Here is a 17935-nt window from a genome sequence, read left to right as displayed (position 1 = left end):
CTCCCTGGAACACTGAAGCTTCGCAACCTCAGCTTCCTCGGTTCAGACCAGATGGACAACCTCCTGAGAGACCAAAGCTAACCCACCCTACGAGTCTGGGCTCTGGGAGAGATCGTTACTTCACCGGCCGCTTCTCGAGCTTCCTCGCCAGCGTGCGCCGGTGCATGCCGAGCCGCCGTGCTGCTTCCGAGATGTTGAAGTCCGTCTCGATCAGGGTCTGGTGGATGCGCTCCCATTCCAGCGTCTTGATCGAGGTGGGGCGGACGTCGAGTGCGACCTCGGCATTGCCCTGCGCCTTCTGGAACGCGGCCTCGATGTCGTCGGTGTTGGACGGCTTTGCCAGATAGTGGCAGGCCCCAAGCTTGATCGCCTCGACGGCGGTGGCGATGCTGGCAAAGCCCGTGAGCACGACGATCAGCGTTTCCGGATCGTGGGCGTGCAGCAGCTCGACGCAGGCGAGTCCCGACGCACCGCCGAGCTTGAGATCGACGACGGCGTAGCCGAAGGATTTTTCTTCCAAAATCGTCTTCACCTCCTCGATGGAGGCGGCGAGCACGACATCGTAGCCGCGGCGCTCGAACGAGCGCTTCAGCGTGCGGGCAAAGCCCGCATCGTCCTCGACGACGATGAGCGAGCGGTCAGGCGTCAAAGCCGCCTCCGATCGCGAGCGTCGACAGCGGAAGCACCAGGCGCACCGTGGCGCCGCGCTTGCGGTGGTTCTCCGCCGTGACGGTGCCGCCCAGCTTGCGCACGACGTTGACCACCAGGAACAGGCCGAGCCCGCCGCCGGCGCGCCCCTTGCTCGACTGGTAGGGTTTTCCGAGCTGCGCCAGCATCTCCGGCGCGAAACCGGGCCCCCGGTCGCTGATCGACAGCACGAGATTGTCGCCCTCGCGCTCGGCGATCAGCTCGACCCATTCGCGCGAGACTTCATAGGCATTGTCGAGCACGTTGAAGATCACCTGCTTTAGCGCGACGTCGGAGGCGATCGCGACGTCCTCGCCAAAGGTGTTGGTGAAATAGAGCGTGTGGGCCGAGCGTGCGGTGCGCCATTCCTCGACCAGCGCGGTGAGGAAGGCGGTGACTGTCGTTGGCGAAGAGCCTTCGCCGCGCGCTTCGCCGGCGGAGACCAGAATGCCCGTCACGATCGATTTGCAGCGTTGCACCGAGGTTTCCATCTCGGAGAGGTCCTCGGCGAGCTCATGATTGGCGGCGAGGTCGGGCATGCGGCGCCAGTCGCTCAGGATGACCGAGAGCGAGGCGAGCGGCGTGCCGAGCTCATGCGCCGCGCCCGAGGCGAGCAAGCCCATCCGGACGATGTGGTCCTGCTCGGCCGCATGCTGGCGCAGGGCGGCCAGATGCGCGTCGCGGTCGCGCAAATTGCGGTTGATACGGGTGACGAACACGACGAGCAGCACGGCGTTGAGGACGAATCCGAGGAGCATGCCTGTTACGGTCAGGCTGTAGGTGTTGCTCAGCGGGTTGGGCGGCAGGTCCAGCGGCCGGTAGGCGATTGTGAGCCAGACGAAGCTCGCGCAGGTCAGCGCGACCAGCGACCAGGTCGAGCGCGCGTCGAGCAGGACTGCGCCGAGCGTCACCTGGAGCAGGAACAGCGAGGTGAAGGGATTGGTGGCGCCGCCGCTGAGATAGAGCTGCGCGGTCAGCGCCGCGACATCGAGCATCAGCGCGACCAGCAGCTCGTGATTGGTGATCTCGGGCCGGTAGCGGACCCAGGCGAGACTCAAGACGTTGAGCAGGACCAGCGCCCAGATCACCGCGCCCATCGGGCCGAGCGGCAGGGATATGCCGAGCCAGAAATGCGCGACGCCGATGGTCAGGATCTGGCCGACCACGGCGGTCCAGCGCAACTGGATCAGCAGCGCCATGTTCTTGCGGTTGGTGTCGTCGTCGCTCGACGATTGCAGCGAGAAGCCCGCGAGCTCCGTTCGCACGCCCGGGGCCATGGCCGCATCGTCGTCGCGGGACCGGCGTCCCTCGTCGTCAGGTCGGCTCGACGATCGTTCCAGCATCTGATCCCGTCCCGCGGGCGGCGCGAGCTTCGTCACCCGCCGGGCGAGCGAAGCGTGGGCGGCGAAACAGCCCGCCGCCTGATATGACCAAGAGTTTCCCCGCCAGCATAAAGGCGAGGGCAAACCATGTCAGCGCATAAATCAGGTGGTTGTTGGGAAAGCGGATCACGGTCAGGCCGCCGATCGGTGCATTGCGCGCATTCGCGGTCGCATCGGCATCGATGAAGAAGGGTGCGACGTCGTGGAGCCCGCGCGCAGCTGATATCGCGGCGACGTCGCGGGAGTACCAGCGCTCATGCGTGGGCTCATTGGTCCTGAGGAAGCCGCCCTTCGGCTCGGTTATGCGCAAAAGTCCGATGACCGTGACCTCGCCGTCGGGATTGCCGTCCAAGCGTGTGGAGACATCGCGCCGCTCCGGCGGCACGAAACCGCGATTGATCAGGACGATCGTGCCGTCGTCGCGCTGCAGCGGCGTCACGACCCAGTAGCCGCCGCCTTCCTCCGTCACGGCTTTAACCAGCGTTTCACGGTCGTGCCGGAACCGGCCGCTGACGGCGACGTGCCTGTATTCGTCGCTCCCCGCCGAGATCGCGGGCCATGACGACGCTACGGGCAGCGGGCCGGCCGCCGCGTGAACGCGCTGCTCGACCCGGTCGATCAGCGCCAGCTTCCAGGCGCGGCGCTCGATCTGCCAGATCCCAAGTGCGGTCAGGATGGCGATGGTGGTCAGCGCGAGGGCGACGAGCCAAGGCGAGGGCGATCGCGCAGCGGTTGTCCGGCCGCGCGTCCCGCCGTCCCAAGATCTCGCAAGCCCGATATCGCTCACTTCATCCCGCTCATTTCGTGGATGGGCATCATGTTGGTCGTGAGGTGGTGCATGACCCAAAGCGAGCCGGACAGCGCGATCACGACCATGACGATGGTGAAGATCAGCGCCATCATGGTCCAGCCGTTCTCGGACGCCGTGTTCATGTGCAGGAAGTAGACCATGTGCACGACGATCTGCACGACGGCAAAGCCCATGATGACGAGCGCCGTGACCTGCTTGTTGCCGAGCTCGCCGCTCATCACCAGCCAGAACGGCACGGCGGTGAGTGCGACCGACAGGATGAAGCCGAGCAGATAGGTCGACAGCGAGCCATGGGCGTGCTGGTCGGGGTGATGATGCGCCGCGGCAGCGGCGTGGGTGTCTGTGTTCATCGCAGCATTCCCATCAGATAGACAAAGGTGAAGACGCCGATCCAGACCACGTCGAGGAAGTGCCAGAACATCGACAGGCACATCAGGCGGCGCTGGTTGGCCTCGATCAGGCCGAAGCGCCAGACCTGCGTCATCAGCGTCACCAGCCAGACCAGGCCGAAGGAGACGTGCAGCCCGTGGGTGCCGACCAGGGTGAAGAACGACGACAGGAAGGCGCTGCGCTGGGGCGTGGCGCCCTCATGGATCATGTGGGCGAACTCGGTGAGCTCGATGCCGATGAAGGCAAGGCCGAACAGGCCGGTGATCGCGAGCCAGGCTTGCGTGGCGCCAACGCGGCCCTGCTGCATGGTGAGCATCGCAAAGCCGTAGGTGATCGACGACAACAGCAGCATCGAGGTGTTGATCGCGACCAGATTGAGGTCGAACAGGTCCTTTGGCGCGGGACCGGCGGCGTAGTTGGCGCCGAGCACGCCATAGGTCGCAAACAGGATCGCGAAGACGAGGCAGTCGCTCATCAGATAGATCCAGAAGCCGAGCGACGTGCTCCAGCCCTCGGGATGCGGATGCTCGTCGGCGAGGTAGAACAGCGGCTCGCCGGTTTGTTGGGGTTTGACTGAGATGGTCATCACTTGGCTCCGGCGAGCAGGTTTGTGCGCGCGTCCTCAGTCCGGACGATTTGGTCGGCCGGGATGTCGAAGTCGCGGTGATAGTTGAAGGTGTGGCCGATCGCGACGACGAGCAGCGCGATGAAGGAGACAGCGGCCAGCCACCACATGTACCAGATCAGGCCGAACGCCATCGCGGTCGCAAGCCCGGCGAGGATGATGCCGGTGCCGGTGTTCGAGGGCATGTGGATCGGCTTGAAGCCGGTGAGCGGACGCTGATAGCCGCGGCGCTTCATGTCCCACCACGCGTCGTTGTCATGCACGACGGGCGTGAAGGCAAAGTTGTAGTCCGGCGGCGGCGAGGACGTTGCCCATTCCAGCGTGCGGGCGTTCCAGGGATCGCCGGTGACGTCACGGAGCTGCTCGCGGCGCAAAATGCTGACGGCAAACTGCACGAGCATGGCCATGATGCCGACGAAGATCAGGGCCGCGCCGAAGCCGGCGACGATGAACCAGATCTGCAAGGAGGGATCGTCGAACACGCGCAGGCGGCGGGTGACGCCCATCAGGCCCAGCACATAGAGCGGCATGAAGGCGAAGAAGAAGCCTGTCACCCAGCACCAGAACGACACCCTGCCCCAGAAGGGATCGAGCCGGAAGCCGAACGCCTTGGGGAACCAGTAGACGATGCCGGCAAATGCGCCGAACACGACACCGCCGATGATCACATTGTGGAAGTGGGCGATCAGGAACAGGCTGTTATGCAGCACGAAGTCGGCCGGCGGTACCGCCAGAAGGACGCCGGTCATGCCGCCGATCACGAAGGTGAACATGAAGGCGAGCGTCCACATCATCGGCAATTCGAAACGGATGCGGCCGCGATACATCGTGAACAGCCAGTTGAACATCTTCGCGCCCGTCGGGATCGAGATGATCATGGTGGTGATGCCGAAGAAGGAGTTGACGCTGGCGCCCGAGCCCATCGTGAAGAAGTGGTGCAGCCAGACCAGGTACGACAGGATGGTGATGACGACCGTGGCGTAGACCATCGAGGTGTAGCCGAACAGGCGCTTGCCGGAGAAGGTCGAGGTCACCTCCGAGAAGATGCCGAAGGCCGGCAGCACCAGGATGTAGACCTCGGGATGGCCCCAGATCCAGATCAGGTTCACATACATCATCGGGCTGCCGCCAAAATCGTTCGTGAAGAAGTTGGTGCCGACATAGCGGTCGAGCGACAAGAGCGCGAGCACCACGGTCAGCACCGGGAACGAGGCGACGATCAGGACGTTCGTGCAGAGCGAGGTCCAGGTGAACACCGGCATCCGCATCATGGTCATGCCGGGCGCACGCAGCTTGACGATGGTGCAGATCAGGTTGATGCCCGAGAGCGTGGTGCCGACGCCTGCGACCTGGAGGCCCCATATGTAATAGTCGACACCGACATCGGGACTGTAGCCGATGTTGGAGAGCGGCGGATAAGCGAGCCAGCCGGTGCGGGCGAATTCGCCGATGAACAGCGAGGCCATGACCAGCACCGCGCCGCCGACCGTCATCCAGAAACTGAAATTGTTGAGGAACGGGAACGACACGTCGCGCGCGCCGATCTGCAGCGGCACGACGTAGTTCATCAGGCCCGTGACAAGCGGCATCGCCACGAAGAAGATCATGATCACGCCGTGGGCGGTAAAAATCTGGTCGTAGTGATGGGCGTTGAGATAGCCTTCGGAGCCGCCAAAGGCGATCGCCTGCTGCGCGCGCATCATGATGGCGTCGGCAAAGCCGCGCAGCAACATCACGATGCCGAGGATCATGTACATGATGCCGATGCGCTTGTGGTCCACGGTGGTGAACCATTCGCGCCACAGATAGCCCCACAGGCGGAAATAGGTCAGCGCGCCGAACAGCGCGAGGCCGCCGGTCGCGACCACCGCAAAGGTGCCGACGACGATCGGCTCGTGCAGCGGCAGCGATTCCAGCGTGAGCCGGCCGAAGATGAGCTTGATGAGATCAGGACTGGACATGTGTGTTCTCTTGCGAGCTCTCTTTAGGAGTCTGACTTCGGACGTTGTCCGAGGAAGAGCGAATCGGAGGACCGAAGCGGCGCGAAGGCCGGCCGCTTCAACCCGGCGCCGGCGAGTGGCGCTGTGTCGGTCGGCGCCTTGATCGCGGCGGTGGTCTGGCCCTGCGGCGCCTCTAGCGTGCAGGTTCCGGCGACGAAGGCGGGCTCGGGGCCGAGCGCGGTGCCGCGGCGGGCATATTTGTCGTAGGCGAGTGGCAGGGTGTTGTTGAGGCCTTCGTGGCCGAGGCCGCCCTTGGCGTCGATTGCCATCATCTCGCTCATGCACATCTTGCCGGCTTCGACGCACATGTTGAGGATGGCGCGATAGAGATCGGTGTCGATCGAGCCGTAGCGGCGCACCGGCTCGTTCTGGCTCGGTTTCTCGAGCTGGAGATATTCGACGCGGTCGAGCGAACCGCCGGCCGATTTGGCGCGCGCGATCCAGTCGTCAAAATTCTTGTCGTCAAGACCGTGGAAGGCGAAGTGCATGCCGGAGAAGCCTGCGCCGCTGTAGTTCGCCGAAAAGCCCTTGTAGGTGCCGGCGTGGTTGACCACCGCGTGCAGCTTGGTCTCCATCCCCGGCATCGCATAGATCTGGCCGGCGAGCGCGGGAATGTAGAACGAGTTCATCACGGTGGAGGCCGTGATGCGGAAGTTGATCGGGCGATCGACAGGGGCGGCGAGCTCGTTGACGGTGGCGATGCCGTGGTCGGGATAGATGAAGAGCCACTTCCAATCGAGCGCGACGACGTCGACCTCGAGCGGGGCGCGCGCCTTGTCCATCGGGCGTTCGGCGGCGATGCGCCCGAGCGAGCGGTAGGGATCGAGCAGATGCGTGCCCATCCAGGTCAGCGCGCCGAGGCAGACGATGATCAGGAGCGGGGCCGACCAGATCACCAGCTCGAGCTTGGTCGAGTGATCCCATTCCGGCTCGTAGCGGGCCGAGCTGTTGGACTGGCGGTAGCGCCAGGCGAACACTGCGGTCAGCACCATGACCGGGACGACGATCAGCAGCATCAGGACGGTCGAGATGATGACGAGGTCGCGCTGTTGGGCGGCGATATCGCCGGCCGGCGCCAGCACGACGAAGTTGCAGCCGCTCAGGGTGACGGCCAAAGGTAGTAGCGCCAGGGTCTTGAGACGTGACAAGGGCAGGCTCTTTGAGAATGAGTTTCTATTGCAGAGCCAAGGCCTAGCTGCGGCGCAGCAAGGCGGACATTGGACAATTTGTCCAATGTTGCAGTGCGGCATCGTCGGCCAGAGAGGGCAGGCTGCCGAGCCACCGCCCGGTGGTCGTTATGGAATTTCTAAGGACTTGAAGAGCGCAAAATGGCGATGGCACAGACCCCGGCAATGGCAGGCACGGATTCAGGTCACCTTGCAGGCCAGCTTGGCCACGACCAGGCCAATCCGGGCGATATCGCCATCGGCGTCATCATCGGGCGCACGTCGGAATTCTTCGACTTCTTCGTCTATGCGATCGCGTCCGTGATCGTCTTTCCGCGCCTGGTCTTCCCGTTCGCGAACGAATTGACCGGCACGCTCTATTCCTTCGCGATCTTTGCGCTCGCCTTCATCGCGCGGCCGGTCGGCACCGTCCTGTTCATGACCATCGACCGCCGCTACGGCAAGAGCGCAAAGCTGATTCTGGCGCTGTTCCTGCTGGGCACGGCGACCGTCGCGCTCGCCTTTTTGCCCGGCTACAGCCAGATCGGCGCCGCCGCGATCTGGCTGCTGGCGCTGGCGCGTGCCGCGCAAGGTCTCGCCTGGGGCGGCGCCTGGGACGGGCTCGCCTCGCTGCTCGCGCTCAACGCGCCGCCGGAGAAGCGCGGCTGGTACGCGATGGTGCCGCAGCTCGGCGCGCCGCTCGGCCTGATCGTGGCGAGCGCGCTGTTCGCCTACTTTGCCGGCAATCTGTCGGCGGAAGACTTTTTCGACTGGGGCTGGCGCTATCCGTTCTTCGTCGCCTTCGCCATCAACGTCGTGGCGCTGTTCGCGCGGCTGCGCATGGTGGCGACGCCGGAATATGCTTCGCTGTTCGAGAGCCGCGATCTGCAGCCGGCGCGCATCTCCACAACCGTCGCCCATGAGGGCCACAACATCATGATCGGTGCGTTCGCGCCGCTGGCGAGCTTTGCGCTGTTCCACATGGTGACGGTGTTTCCGCTCTCCTGGGTGTTCTTGTTCACCCGCGAGAGCCCGGTGAAATTCCTGATCATCGAGATGGTCGGCGCGGTGTTCGGCGTCGCCGCGATCGTCGCTTCCGGCATGATCGCCGATCGCGTCGGGCGAAAATCCCTGCTGATGGGCTCGGCGATCGCGATCGCCATCTACAGCGGCTTTGCCCCGCAACTGCTCGACGCCGGCGAGTTCGGCGAGACCATCTACATGGTGATCGGCTTCATCCTGCTTGGCCTGTCGTTCGGCCAGTCGTCGGGCGCGATCGCCTCCAACTTCAGGCAGGTCTACCGCTACACGGCCTCCGCGCTGACGTCAGACATGGCCTGGCTGTTCGGCGCCGGCTTTGCGCCGCTCGCAGCGTTGTTGTTGGCGACCAATCTCGGCGTCATCGCCTCGGGCGCGTATCTGCTCTCGGGCGCGATGTGGACGATCTTTGCACTGTGGCTGAGCGGGCTGCGGGAGAGCGTGGAGTAGCAACGCACTTCGCTCTTGTAGGGTTGGCAAAGGCGCACTTGCGCCGTGCCCACGATCCGTTCGAGCTGTGAGCAAAGCGGTGGGCACGCTTCGCTTTGCCCACCCTACAAGATCGTCAATCCACCACGATCTTCACGCGGTCGCGGACCTTCACCTGGCCCTTTGCATCGAGGCCATTCAGCACGCGAAAGCGATCCGCGGGATGATCGACGCCGGCCATGCGGTGGGCGAGCGATTCCACGGTGTCGCCGGGCTGCACGGTGATCACCTTGATGCGCAGCGGGCGCGCGGCCTGGATCTCTTCGAGCGTCAGGCGGCGGAATGAATTCACCGTCTCGCGTGCGTTGCGATCGCTCTCGGTGGTCTTCTGGCGGCTCGCGAAGATGAAGCGGTAGACGTCGCTGCCGAAGCGCAGTGCGTAGACCTTGAACTGCCACTGGTCGCCCTTGGCCGTGGCCGAGGCTGCGGGGAAACCGTTGATGGTGATGTCCTCGGTCGAGGCCTTGTCGACGCCTTCCATCCAGCCCGAATTGAGGTAGTCGCCGAGCGACTGTTCCGCCGGCACCCGCACCACGTCGAAGCGCATCGCCTGCGAGCCGCCCTCGCGCACGCCGATCACCGCCTGCGCGGTGTTGTCGAGCGTAAAATTGTCCGGCGCCTGGAAGGTGAAGCCGAGTTTTGGATGCAGGAATCTGCGGCCGCGGACAAAACCTTCGCTGGGGTCCTCGCCGTAGACGATGTTGTCGACAGCCGCGAGATAGCTCTCGCGGTCGCGCTCGGCGCCTTCGGGCGCCGCATATTGCCGCGCGATCGACTGCGCGTTCTGCACGCGCTCGGGTGTCGCCGGATGCGACGAGGTGAAATCCTGTGCGCGAGGATCGAGCGCGCTCTTGCCCGCCTTGAGCGCCGCGTTGCGCTCCATCGCGGAGAGGAAGCGCGCCGCGCCATAGGGGTCGAAATGCGCGCGGGCGGCGATGCCGACGCCGATGCCGTCGGCCTCGAACTCCTGCTTGCGCGAGAAGCTCGCCATGGTGAGCTTGGTCTTGGCGAGCGCGAGCGCGGTGAGCTCGGGATCGTTACCGCCCATGTCGGTGAGGACGCGCGTCGCAATTGCCGTCTGGCGCGCCTGCCCCTCGCGCTCGGCGGCGTGCTTGGAGAGCACATGCGCCATTTCGTGGCTGAGCACGGAGGACAGTTCGGACGTGTCGCTGGCCAACGCCAGCAGCCCCCGCGTGACGTAGAGCTGTCCGTTCGGCAGCGCGAAGGCGTTCACCGCGCCGGAATTGAGGATGGTGACCTTGTAGCCCTGGTCCGGACGATCGGATGCTGCGACCAGCCGCTCGACCGTCTTCGAAACCAGCGCCTCCAGGCGCGGATCGTCATAACCGCCGCCATAGTTGGCGAGAATGCGTTCGTGCTCGCGTTCGGTGGCCGGCGTCTGCGCCACCGCCGGCTTCGGCTTGGGCATGATGACCGCGGGCGCCGAGGTCTGGAACCGGCCCATGTCGCCGCAGCCGGCGAGCATGGTGCCAAGCAACAGGCACAGCCCGGCCGGCGCAGCCCGAAGGCCGCGGGTCTGACCCCTCTGCCGTCCTAGTTCCCCATTCACGTCGCTTACTCGTCGTGCCTAGCCTTGGCTGGTCTGCCGGCTAATTCGCGCCCAGTAACTCAACTTGTCCCACCCGGAGCACGTCGATCCGTGGCCCGGTATTCCCTTCGACCCAACCCCGCACTCGAATCCGTCTATTCTCCAGTGACTTAGGGTTGATTCCGGCGCCGTCGAACGCCGTGACCACGCGCCTTGAAATAGTCACAGCGAAGCCCCGTGTCCAGTTCCGGGAGAAGTTGAGATAAGTCGTTGCCCCGGCTTGCCTGACGGACAGGACTTTCCCCTCAACCACCACAAAGCGCCCGATCCCGGCCAAAATATCGTCCGAACTTTCCGCGTTTTTTATGGCCGATGGGTCAGCCCAATTTCCCTTTTTTGCCTTCCTTGCCTCAGCCTCAGTGGCGAGTAGGGCGGCGGCGCAGTCCTTGTCGGAAATTTCTGCCGAGACTAGCGCGTCGCCCTGGCCGAGCAGAATGCTCTGCACCGGGCTCTCGCCGTCGGCAAGAAACACCAGCGCCGGGCTGCCGGCCGTAGCGGTCGGGCGTGTCGTCGGTGGCGCGCAGCGTGACATCGTGACCGACCAGCAATGCGATGAGCGCCTGCTTCGTGCCCGTCACCGGCTCGATGCCCGTCAGCCGGACCTCGCGCCCGTCGTCGAGACGCAGGGTTCGCGTATCCACGATATCAGCGACGCGGCCCTCGCCCTGCGCTTCGAACTGGCAGGCGGCCGCGCGCGCCGCGCCGTGACAGGCGAGGAGAAGCGATGCTGCGACGAGGAGGGAGATTGCCTGCTTCACGTTCCAGGTAAAAGTTGCGCTATGTTCAACCCCAAGAAGAAACCGGCTTCATGAGCAAAGGGCAAGGGGATTGAGATGGGCATCGAGATCAACGGCATCGCGCATACTTTCCTGACCGCGTCCAATTTCGAGCGCTCGCGCGACTTCTACCGCAAGCTGTTGCCGTTCCTCGGGCTGACGCCGGTCATCGACACCGAGACGACGTTCTACTGTGTCGGCGGCCGCACCGCGGTCGGCATCTCGGCGCCGGCGCCGGAGCATGCGGGGACCGCGTTCGAGCAGAAGCGCGTCGGGCTGCATCACCTCTGCTTCCGCGCACGCGAGCGCGCCGATGTCGACGAGCTGCATCGCTTCGTCACAACGCTCGGCGCCAAGATCATTCGCGCGCCGCGCGAGGACAGATGGGCGCCGGGCTATTATTCGCTGCTGTTCGAAGATCCCGACGGCATCCGGCTCGAGCTCAATCACGTGCCGGGCAAGGGGCTGCTGGCCGACTCCAAATAACCGACGTCATTCCGCTTTGCGGAAAACATGCGCGCAGACGCTGCGCGCGTGCCTGACTTGCTGCGCTCTCGCGCATGCGGCATGATTACAGGCTAATACCAAGAGCAATAACCAAGCCGCCATCAGAGCACGGCACGATAAGGGAGGTCTTCGATGAATAGAATTTTGTCCGGCATGGTCGCCGCCGCGTTTGCGCTCGGTGCGAGCGCCGCGCAGGCGCAGGACAAGCCGCCTTTGAAGCTCGGTGGCATCCTGGACATGTCGAGCCTCTACGCCGACATCACCGGACCGGGCAGCGAGACCGCAGCAAGAATGGCAGCGGAAGATTTCGGCGGCGAGGTGCTGGGGCGAAAAATCCAGATCGTTGCCGCCGACCATCTCAACAAGGCCGACCTCGCCGCCAACATCGCTCGCGACATGCTCGACAATCAGGGCGTCGAGATGCTGTTCGATGTCGCGGCCTCGGCCACGGCGCTCGCCGCCGGTGAGATCGCCAAGGCGCGCAACAAGATCGTCATTTTCAACGGTCCCGGCTCGATCCGCCTCACCAACGAGGCCTGCGGCCCCTACACGGTTCACTACGTGTTCGACACCTTCGCGCAGGCCAATGTGACGGGGCTTGCGGCCGTGAAATCCGGCCTCGACACCTGGTTCTTCCTCACCGCTGACTACGCCTTCGGCCAGGATCTCGAGAAGGACACCAGCAATGTCGTGGTCAAGACCGGCGGCAAGGTGCTGGGCAATGTCCGCCATCCCCTCAACTCGTCGGACTTCTCCTCCTTCCTGCTCCAGGCGCAGGCCTCCAAGGCCAAGGTGATCGGGCTCGCGAACGCCGGCGGCGACACCGTCAATGCCATCAAGCAGTCGGCCGAGTTCGGCATCATGAAGGGTGGCCAGAAAATCTCGCCGCTGCTCGCCTTTGTCACCGACATCGATTCGATCGGACTCGAGACCGCGCAGGGCCTGCTGCTGGCGGAAGCCTTCTACTGGGACCTGAACGACGACACGCGCGCGTTTGCGAAGCGCTTCCAGGAGCGGGTGAAGCGGCCGCCGACCTCGGCGCAGGCCGGCGTCTACTCCTCCGTCACACATTACCTGAAGGCGGTGAAGTCGGCGGGCACGACCGATTCCGCCGCCGTGATGAAGGTGATGAAGGAGACGCCGATCGACGACTTCTTCGCCAAGGGCGGCAAGATCCGCGAGGATGGCCGCATGGTGCACGACATGTACCTGTTCGAGGTGAAGAAGCCGTCGGAGTCCAAGGGCCGCTGGGACGATTACAAGCTGCTCGCCACCGTGTCCGGCAACGAGGCGTTCCAATCGCTGGAGCAGTCGCGCTGCCCGCTGGTGAAGAAGTGACGGCGCGAGCCGTCGCGGCGAAAAGCGAGCCCATCAACAGGTCGTCATCCCTGGGCGCGACGAAGTCGCGAGCCCGGGATCCATTGGGTCGCAGTGACGGTTGAGAAATGGATTCCGGGCTCGCGCCGAGAGGCGCGCCCCGGAATGACAGAGCAAATAATGACAAGGGAGAGTCCCATGAGCAACGAAATGGTCCTGCAAAAGCTCGAAGGCGGGCTGCTCACGATCACCATGAACCGGCCCGAGCGCAAAAATGCGCTGAACCCGGACATGGTGCGCGGGCTGGTCGAGGCGGCGCGGCGCGCGGCTGAAGATCCGGAGGTGCGCGCGGTGCTGTTCAAGGGCGCCGGCGGCTCCTTCTGTGTCGGCGGCGACGTCAAGTCGATGGCCGAGGGCCGCGCGCCGCTGCCATTCGAGCAAAAGCTTGCGAACTTACGTCGCGGCATGGAGGTCTCGCGTATCCTGCATCAGATGCCGAAACCCGTGGTGGCGCAGCTCGACGGCGCGGCAGCCGGCGCCGGTCTCTCGATGGCGCTGTCCTGTGATCTCCGCATCGCGAGCGAATCCTGCAAGATCACCACGGCCTTCGCAAAGGTCGGCTTCTCCGGTGATTACGGCGGGACCTATTTCCTCACCCAGCTCCTCGGCAGCGCGCGGGCGCGCGAGCTCTATCTGATGTCGCCGGTGCTGACGGCGAAGGAAGCCCACGCCATCGGCATGGTGACAAAAGTCGTGCCCGATAGCGAGATCGATGCTGCCGCGCACGAGCTCGCGCTGTCGCTGGCGCAGGGCCCGTCGATCGCGCTCGGCTACATCAAGCGCAACATCAACAATGCCGAGCATCTCACGCTGGAAGATTGTTTTGACGGCGAGGCGATCCATCACACTCGCTGCGGCGATACCGCCGATCACAAGGAAGCCGCAAAGGCCTTTGTCGAGAAGCGCAAGCCCGCCTTCAGGGGCGAATGACGATGGCCTCATATGTGCGCTTGCGGCAGATCTGCCTGGTCGCGCCGCATCTCGAGCCCGTGATCTCTGATATCGCCGGGATCATGGGGCTCGCCGTCTGTTACCGCGACGGTAACGTCGCAAAATATGGCCTGGAGAATGCGCTGTTCCCGGTCGACACGATCCTGCTGGAGGTGGTCGCGCCCTTCAAGGACGGCACCACGGCCGGCCGCTTCATCGAAAAGACCGGCGGCCGCGGCGGCTACATGGCGATTTTCTGCTGCGATGATCCCGACGAGCGCGGCCGCAACGCCAATGCGCTGGGTGTGCGCACCGCGAATGTGATCGACCATCCGCCCTATCACGGCGTACAGCTCCATCCCCGGGACTGCCGCGCCGCCTTCATCGAATTCAACCATACCGACGGCAGCGACGACATTTTGGGGGCCTATCCGCCGGCCGGGCCGGACTGGCAAAAGTTCATTAGCAAGGAGACGACGCAGGCCCTGACCGCGGTCGAGATGCAGAGCCCGGATCCGCAGGGGCTGGCCGAGCATTGGGGAAGGATTATCGGCATTGCCGCGACGAAGTCCGGTGACGGTGCCGAGCTGGGGCTGCCGAACGCCACCTTCCGTTTCGTGAAGGGTGCCAGCGAGATCATGAGCGGACTGGAGTTTCGCGTCACCGATGCTGCCCGCGTGCTCCATGCCGCGAAGACGAAGGGGCATGCGGTGGCCGGCAATGAGTTTCTGCTGGGTGGGGTGACGTTCCGGCTCGCTGCTTGATCCGCAGTGTGCAATCTTCTCAATCCGTCATCCTGAGGTGCCGGAGCGTAGCGGAGGCCTCGAAGGATGAACGGCCACCAGTCGGGCCGCTCATCCTTCGAGGCTCACCACGCGGTGCTTTGCACCGCGTGCCTCGCACCTCGGGATGACGGATTGCCATCAAACAGGACCCCCGCGCCCATGCCGCATCCGCTCGACAGCTTCTTCGCGCCCGCAAGCATTTCGTTGATCGGCGCCTCGCGCGATCACGAAAAGATTCCGGGGCGGCTGCTGTCGATGCTGCGGAAGAACGAATATCCCGGTCCCATCTATCCGGTGAACCCGAACTATCCCGATATCGACGGTCTCAGCTGCTACAAATCGGTCGCCGAGATCGGCGCGCCGATCGATCTCGCCGTCATCATCATCCCGGCCCGCGCGGTGCTTGCGGCGCTGGAGCAATGCGCCGCGGCCGGCGTCAAGAACGCGGTCATCATCTCCTCGGGCTTCGCGGAGGAGGGCGGCGACAGCGCGGCGATGCAGGATGCGATCGCCGATCTCGCTGGGCGTACCGGCATGCGGATCTCCGGCCCCAATGCCGAAGGTTTTTTCAGCCAGGCGCAGCGGGTGGCGGTAACGTTCAGCCCGGCGGTCGACGTCAAGCCTGATGTGGTGCCGCTGGTCGCGACCACGCGGCGGATCGGCATCGTCGCGCAAAGCGGCGGCATCGGCTTTGCGTATTATCACCGCGCCAAGGCGCTCGGCGTCGCCGTGAGCTACGTCGTCAGCGCCGGCAATGAATCCGACCTCGGCGCCGGCGAGTTTCTGGACTACATGGTGCAGGACGCCTCGACCGACGTGATCATGCTGTTCATTGAGGGCATTCGCGACGTCGACAAATTTCTCGCCGCGGCGCAGCGCGCGGCCGAGTTGAAAAAGCCCGTCATCGTCACAAAAGTCGGCCGCTCCGGCGCTGGGATGCGCGCCGCCGCCTCGCACACCGCGAGCATGGCCGGCTGGTCGGCGGCCTATGACGCGGTGTTCGCCAAATTCGGCTTTATCGTCTCCAACGATCTCGACGAGGCCCTGACGATCGCCGCCGTTCTCGCGAGCAATCCGCCGCCGAAGGGCGATCGTGTCGCGGTCGTCACGGTGTCCGGCGGCGCCGGCATCTGGGGCGCGGATGCGGTGGCGCTGCGCGGCCTGCAGGTGCCGGAACTATCCGAGGCGATCCAGGCGGGGATCAGGACGCTGATGCCGTCCTACGGCTCCGCGCGCAACCCGATCGACGTCACTGCGCAAGGCGTGACCTCGGGTGGGCTTCAAAAGAGCGTCGATCTGCTCACGGCGTCCGACGAGGTGGACGCGATCCTGGTCGTGCTGTCGCTGTCGAGCGAGGTGCGGATGCCGTTCAGGGAGGCCGAGCTGAAGCCGGTGCTGGCGGCGCAGCGCAAGCCGGTCGTGTTCTACTCCTACACGCTGCCGTCGGACTTCGCGCGCCGCGAGCTCGCCAAGTCGGGCGTGGTCGTGCTCTCCGGCCTCACCCATGTCGGCGTCGCCATGCGCCAGCTCGTCGACTACGCGAAATTCGAGCCGCCGAAGCCCGCTGAGGATGCGCGGCTGCCGCCGCGCGATCTGTCGGCACATCTGGAATCGCCTGTTCTCTCCGAGGCCGACAGCAAGGCGTTGCTGCGCGCCACCGGCATCGCTCTGCCGGACGAGGTGCTGGTGACGGACAGGAGCGGGCTCGACGCGGCGATCGGCCGTGTCGGCTTTCCGCTCGCGATGAAAATCCAGTCGCCGGACATCGCGCACAAGAGCGAAGTCGGCGGCGTGCGGGTCAACGTCACGACCAAGGGCGAAGTGTTTTTGGCGTTCGAGTCGCTCCTCAACAATGCGCGCAGGCATCGGCCGGATGCCGTTCTCCAGGGCGTGCTGCTCGCGCCGATGGCGAAGAAGGGCGTCGAGATCATCGTCGGCACGATGACGGACGCGACGTTCGGGCCGATGGTGATGGTGGGCCTCGGCGGCATCACCACAGAACTGTTTCGCGACGTCGTCTATCGGCCGGCGCCGGTCAGCGCGGAGGAGGCCGGCGCGATGCTGGCGGGGCTAAAGGCCGCGCCGCTGCTCAATGGTTTTCGCGGAGCTGCGAAGGCGGATGTCGCGGCGCTGGCGCGGTTGATCGCGGATGTCTCCGTGCTGGCGGCGCGGCATGCAAAGGAGATCGCAGAAATCGAGCTCAACCCGGTGCTGGTGCACGGCGAAGGGCAGGGCGTGACGATCGTGGATGCGCTGGTCGTGGGGCGTGGTTAACCCCTCTCCCCTTGTGGGAGAGGGTGGCTCGCCGCGTAGCGGCGAGACGGGTGAGGGGTCTCTCTCCGCGCGCACATTCGCCAGAGAGGAGATTGCGGAAACAACCCCTCATCCGGCGCTTCGCACCACCTTCTCCCACAAGGGGAGAAGGAAGAGGAGCTACCGCCCCCTAAAGTTCGCCACCCGGCGCTCTTCCGTGGCCTTCACGCCTTCCTTGAAATCCTCCGTTGCCCTCAGCCGCGTCTGTTCGGCGAGTTCGTGGTTGGTTGCGGCCATCACGCGATCGGCAAGGCCTTGCCGCATCGTTGCGCGCGTCGATAGCAGGCCGAGCGGCGAGCATTCGGCGATCTCGCCGGCGAGCTTCATCGCGGCTGGTTTCACCTGGTCCTGCGGCACCAGCTCGTTGGCGAGGCCCCATTTGTAGGCCTCTTCGCCGGTGACGCGGCGGCTGGTGTAGAACATCAGCTCCGCATTGTTCTTGCCGATCAGCTCGGGGAGCGTCGTCGTCAGGCCAAAGCCCGGATGGAAGCCGAGTTTTGTAAAATTCGCGGAGAAGCGCGCCTCGGGGCAGGTGACGCGGAAATCCGCTGACACCGCGAGACCCAATCCGCCGCCGATGGCTGCGCCCTGCACGGCGGCGACGATCGGCTTCTTGGCGCGGAAGATGCGCACGGCCTGGATGTAGAGATGGTTGATCGGTCCGAGGCTGTCGGCCGGATCGCCCTTTGCTTTCTTCTCGGCTTCCTGGGCTTCCTGCGCCTGGCGCGCCGGATCGCCAAAATTGGCGCCGGCGCAGAACGCCTTGCCCTGCGCCGAGAGAACGGAGGCGCGGATCTCGATGTCGCGGTCGAACTCGTCGAGCGCGTCCGCGATCTGGTTGATCAGGGAAATGTCGAAGAAGTTGAGCGGGGGCCTGCGGATCTCGATGGTGCCGACGTGCCCGACCTTCTCGACGCCGATGTCCTTGTAGGTGCTCATTTGGCCTCCAGTATCTCTATGTCTCCGTGGCGAATGAGCAACCGGCGAGATGGGTAACAGTTCAAACCGACGACATGGGTAACACAATTCTTGTTTCGTTCAGGTCTGTTG

The 17935-nt window shown here is 64.7% G+C and carries 15 protein-coding genes and 1 pseudogene; 6 read left to right on the top strand and 10 right to left on the bottom strand.

Annotated features, from left to right (window positions below; translation table 11 throughout):
* Positions 1 to 115 precede the first annotated feature (115 nt).
* The 7 genes from JQ632_RS37780 to cyoA are packed head-to-tail and all read right to left on the bottom strand — an operon-like array spanning position 116 to position 7043.
* Positions 116 to 649: a response regulator transcription factor gene (locus JQ632_RS37780; protein WP_212407794.1), complete on the bottom strand. Its 534-nt coding sequence runs from the start codon at positions 647 to 649 to the stop codon at positions 116 to 118.
* Positions 639 to 2030: an ATP-binding protein gene (locus tag JQ632_RS37775; RefSeq protein ID WP_212407793.1), complete on the bottom strand. Its 1392-nt coding sequence runs from the start codon at positions 2028 to 2030 to the stop codon at positions 639 to 641. The genes JQ632_RS37780 and JQ632_RS37775 overlap by 11 nt, the downstream gene beginning before the upstream one ends.
* Positions 2002 to 2856, bottom strand: a complete 855-nt coding sequence (locus tag JQ632_RS37770; protein ID WP_409363540.1) for an SURF1 family protein — start codon at positions 2854 to 2856, stop codon at positions 2002 to 2004. Before JQ632_RS37770 ends, JQ632_RS37775 begins: the two co-directional genes overlap by 29 nt.
* The gene (gene cyoD / locus JQ632_RS37765; RefSeq protein ID WP_212407792.1) at positions 2853 to 3230 is read right to left on the bottom strand and encodes a cytochrome o ubiquinol oxidase subunit IV; all 378 of its coding nucleotides are present in this window, start codon (positions 3228 to 3230) and stop codon (positions 2853 to 2855) included. Before cyoD ends, JQ632_RS37770 begins: the two co-directional genes overlap by 4 nt.
* Positions 3227 to 3856 (bottom strand): cytochrome o ubiquinol oxidase subunit III, encoded by a 630-nt coding sequence (cyoC, locus tag JQ632_RS37760; RefSeq protein ID WP_212407791.1) that lies wholly within the window; start codon positions 3854 to 3856, stop codon positions 3227 to 3229. The genes cyoD and cyoC overlap by 4 nt, the downstream gene beginning before the upstream one ends.
* The gene (gene cyoB, locus JQ632_RS37755; protein ID WP_212407790.1) at positions 3856 to 5856 is read right to left on the bottom strand and encodes a cytochrome o ubiquinol oxidase subunit I; all 2001 of its coding nucleotides are present in this window, start codon (positions 5854 to 5856) and stop codon (positions 3856 to 3858) included. Before cyoB ends, cyoC begins: the two co-directional genes overlap by 1 nt.
* 23 nt (positions 5857 to 5879) lie before the next feature.
* The gene (gene cyoA / locus JQ632_RS37750; RefSeq protein WP_212407789.1) at positions 5880 to 7043 is read right to left on the bottom strand and encodes a ubiquinol oxidase subunit II; all 1164 of its coding nucleotides are present in this window, start codon (positions 7041 to 7043) and stop codon (positions 5880 to 5882) included.
* A gap of 180 nt (positions 7044 to 7223) precedes the next feature.
* Between cyoA and JQ632_RS37745 the strand changes: the two genes are divergently transcribed.
* A complete protein-coding gene (locus JQ632_RS37745) occupies positions 7224 to 8549 on the top strand; it encodes an MFS transporter (RefSeq protein WP_212407788.1) in 1326 nt (441 codons plus the stop codon).
* A 115-nt stretch (positions 8550 to 8664) separates the two neighbouring features.
* Here JQ632_RS37745 and JQ632_RS37740 read toward each other — a convergent pair whose 3' ends face one another.
* The gene (locus tag JQ632_RS37740) at positions 8665 to 10074 is read right to left on the bottom strand and encodes a M48 family metalloprotease (RefSeq protein ID WP_249152817.1); all 1410 of its coding nucleotides are present in this window, start codon (positions 10072 to 10074) and stop codon (positions 8665 to 8667) included.
* 124 nt (positions 10075 to 10198) lie between these two features.
* Positions 10199 to 10955: pseudogene (locus JQ632_RS37735) on the bottom strand (thermonuclease family protein).
* Between the two features lie 75 nt (positions 10956 to 11030).
* Between JQ632_RS37735 and JQ632_RS37730 the strand changes: the two are divergent.
* From JQ632_RS37730 to JQ632_RS37710, 5 genes are all read left to right on the top strand, one after another.
* The gene (locus JQ632_RS37730) at positions 11031 to 11459 is read left to right on the top strand and encodes a VOC family protein (protein ID WP_212407786.1); all 429 of its coding nucleotides are present in this window, start codon (positions 11031 to 11033) and stop codon (positions 11457 to 11459) included.
* Between the two features lie 153 nt (positions 11460 to 11612).
* Positions 11613 to 12818 (top strand): ABC transporter substrate-binding protein, encoded by a 1206-nt coding sequence (locus tag JQ632_RS37725; RefSeq protein WP_212407785.1) that lies wholly within the window; start codon positions 11613 to 11615, stop codon positions 12816 to 12818.
* Between the two features lie 177 nt (positions 12819 to 12995).
* Entirely contained in the window at positions 12996 to 13787 is a 792-nt protein-coding gene (locus tag JQ632_RS37720; protein ID WP_212407784.1) for an enoyl-CoA hydratase, read from the top strand.
* Positions 13788 to 13789: 2 nt separating this feature from the next.
* Positions 13790 to 14551, top strand: coding sequence for a hypothetical protein (locus JQ632_RS37715; RefSeq protein WP_212407795.1), 762 nt, complete (start codon positions 13790 to 13792; stop codon positions 14549 to 14551).
* A gap of 180 nt (positions 14552 to 14731) precedes the next feature.
* Positions 14732 to 16846, top strand: a complete 2115-nt coding sequence (locus tag JQ632_RS37710; RefSeq protein WP_212407783.1) for an acetate--CoA ligase family protein — start codon at positions 14732 to 14734, stop codon at positions 16844 to 16846.
* 159 nt (positions 16847 to 17005) lie between these two features.
* Here the strand turns inward: JQ632_RS37710 and JQ632_RS37705 are convergent, their stop codons facing one another.
* Positions 17006 to 17824 carry an enoyl-CoA hydratase/isomerase family protein gene (locus JQ632_RS37705; RefSeq protein WP_212407782.1) on the bottom strand — a complete coding sequence of 273 codons (819 nt, stop codon included), beginning with the start codon at positions 17822 to 17824 and terminating at the stop codon, positions 17006 to 17008.
* Positions 17825 to 17935: the final 111 nt, after the last annotated feature.

It is taken from the genome of Bradyrhizobium liaoningense (assembly GCF_018130955.1).
Taxonomy (GTDB): Bacteria; Pseudomonadota; Alphaproteobacteria; order Rhizobiales; family Xanthobacteraceae; genus Bradyrhizobium; species Bradyrhizobium liaoningense_C.
Note: the sequence above shows the minus strand (reverse complement) of the source record. Positions and strands in the feature narration are given on the sequence as shown.

Bases quoted from the DNA above. Each gene is read 5' to 3' on its own strand.
- JQ632_RS37775 (WP_212407793.1), bottom strand. From the start codon at position 2,030: ATGCTGGAACGATCGTCGAGCCGACCTGACGACGAGGGACGCCGGTCC.
- cyoD (WP_212407792.1), bottom strand. From the start codon at position 3,230: ATGAACACAGACACCCACGCCGCTGCCGCGGCGCATCATCACCCCGAC.
- cyoC (WP_212407791.1), bottom strand. From the start codon at position 3,856: ATGACCATCTCAGTCAAACCCCAACAAACCGGCGAGCCGCTGTTCTAC.
- cyoB (WP_212407790.1), bottom strand. From the start codon at position 5,856: ATGTCCAGTCCTGATCTCATCAAGCTCATCTTCGGCCGGCTCACGCTG.
- JQ632_RS37745 (WP_212407788.1), top strand. From the start codon at position 7,224: ATGGCGATGGCACAGACCCCGGCAATGGCAGGCACGGATTCAGGTCAC.
- JQ632_RS37740 (WP_249152817.1), bottom strand. From the start codon at position 10,074: ATGCTCGCCGGCTGCGGCGACATGGGCCGGTTCCAGACCTCGGCGCCC.
- JQ632_RS37730 (WP_212407786.1), top strand. From the start codon at position 11,031: ATGGGCATCGAGATCAACGGCATCGCGCATACTTTCCTGACCGCGTCC.
- JQ632_RS37725 (WP_212407785.1), top strand. From the start codon at position 11,613: ATGAATAGAATTTTGTCCGGCATGGTCGCCGCCGCGTTTGCGCTCGGT.
- JQ632_RS37720 (WP_212407784.1), top strand. From the start codon at position 12,996: ATGAGCAACGAAATGGTCCTGCAAAAGCTCGAAGGCGGGCTGCTCACG.
- JQ632_RS37715 (WP_212407795.1), top strand. From the start codon at position 13,790: ATGGCCTCATATGTGCGCTTGCGGCAGATCTGCCTGGTCGCGCCGCAT.
- JQ632_RS37710 (WP_212407783.1), top strand. From the start codon at position 14,732: ATGCCGCATCCGCTCGACAGCTTCTTCGCGCCCGCAAGCATTTCGTTG.
- JQ632_RS37705 (WP_212407782.1), bottom strand. From the start codon at position 17,824: ATGAGCACCTACAAGGACATCGGCGTCGAGAAGGTCGGGCACGTCGGC.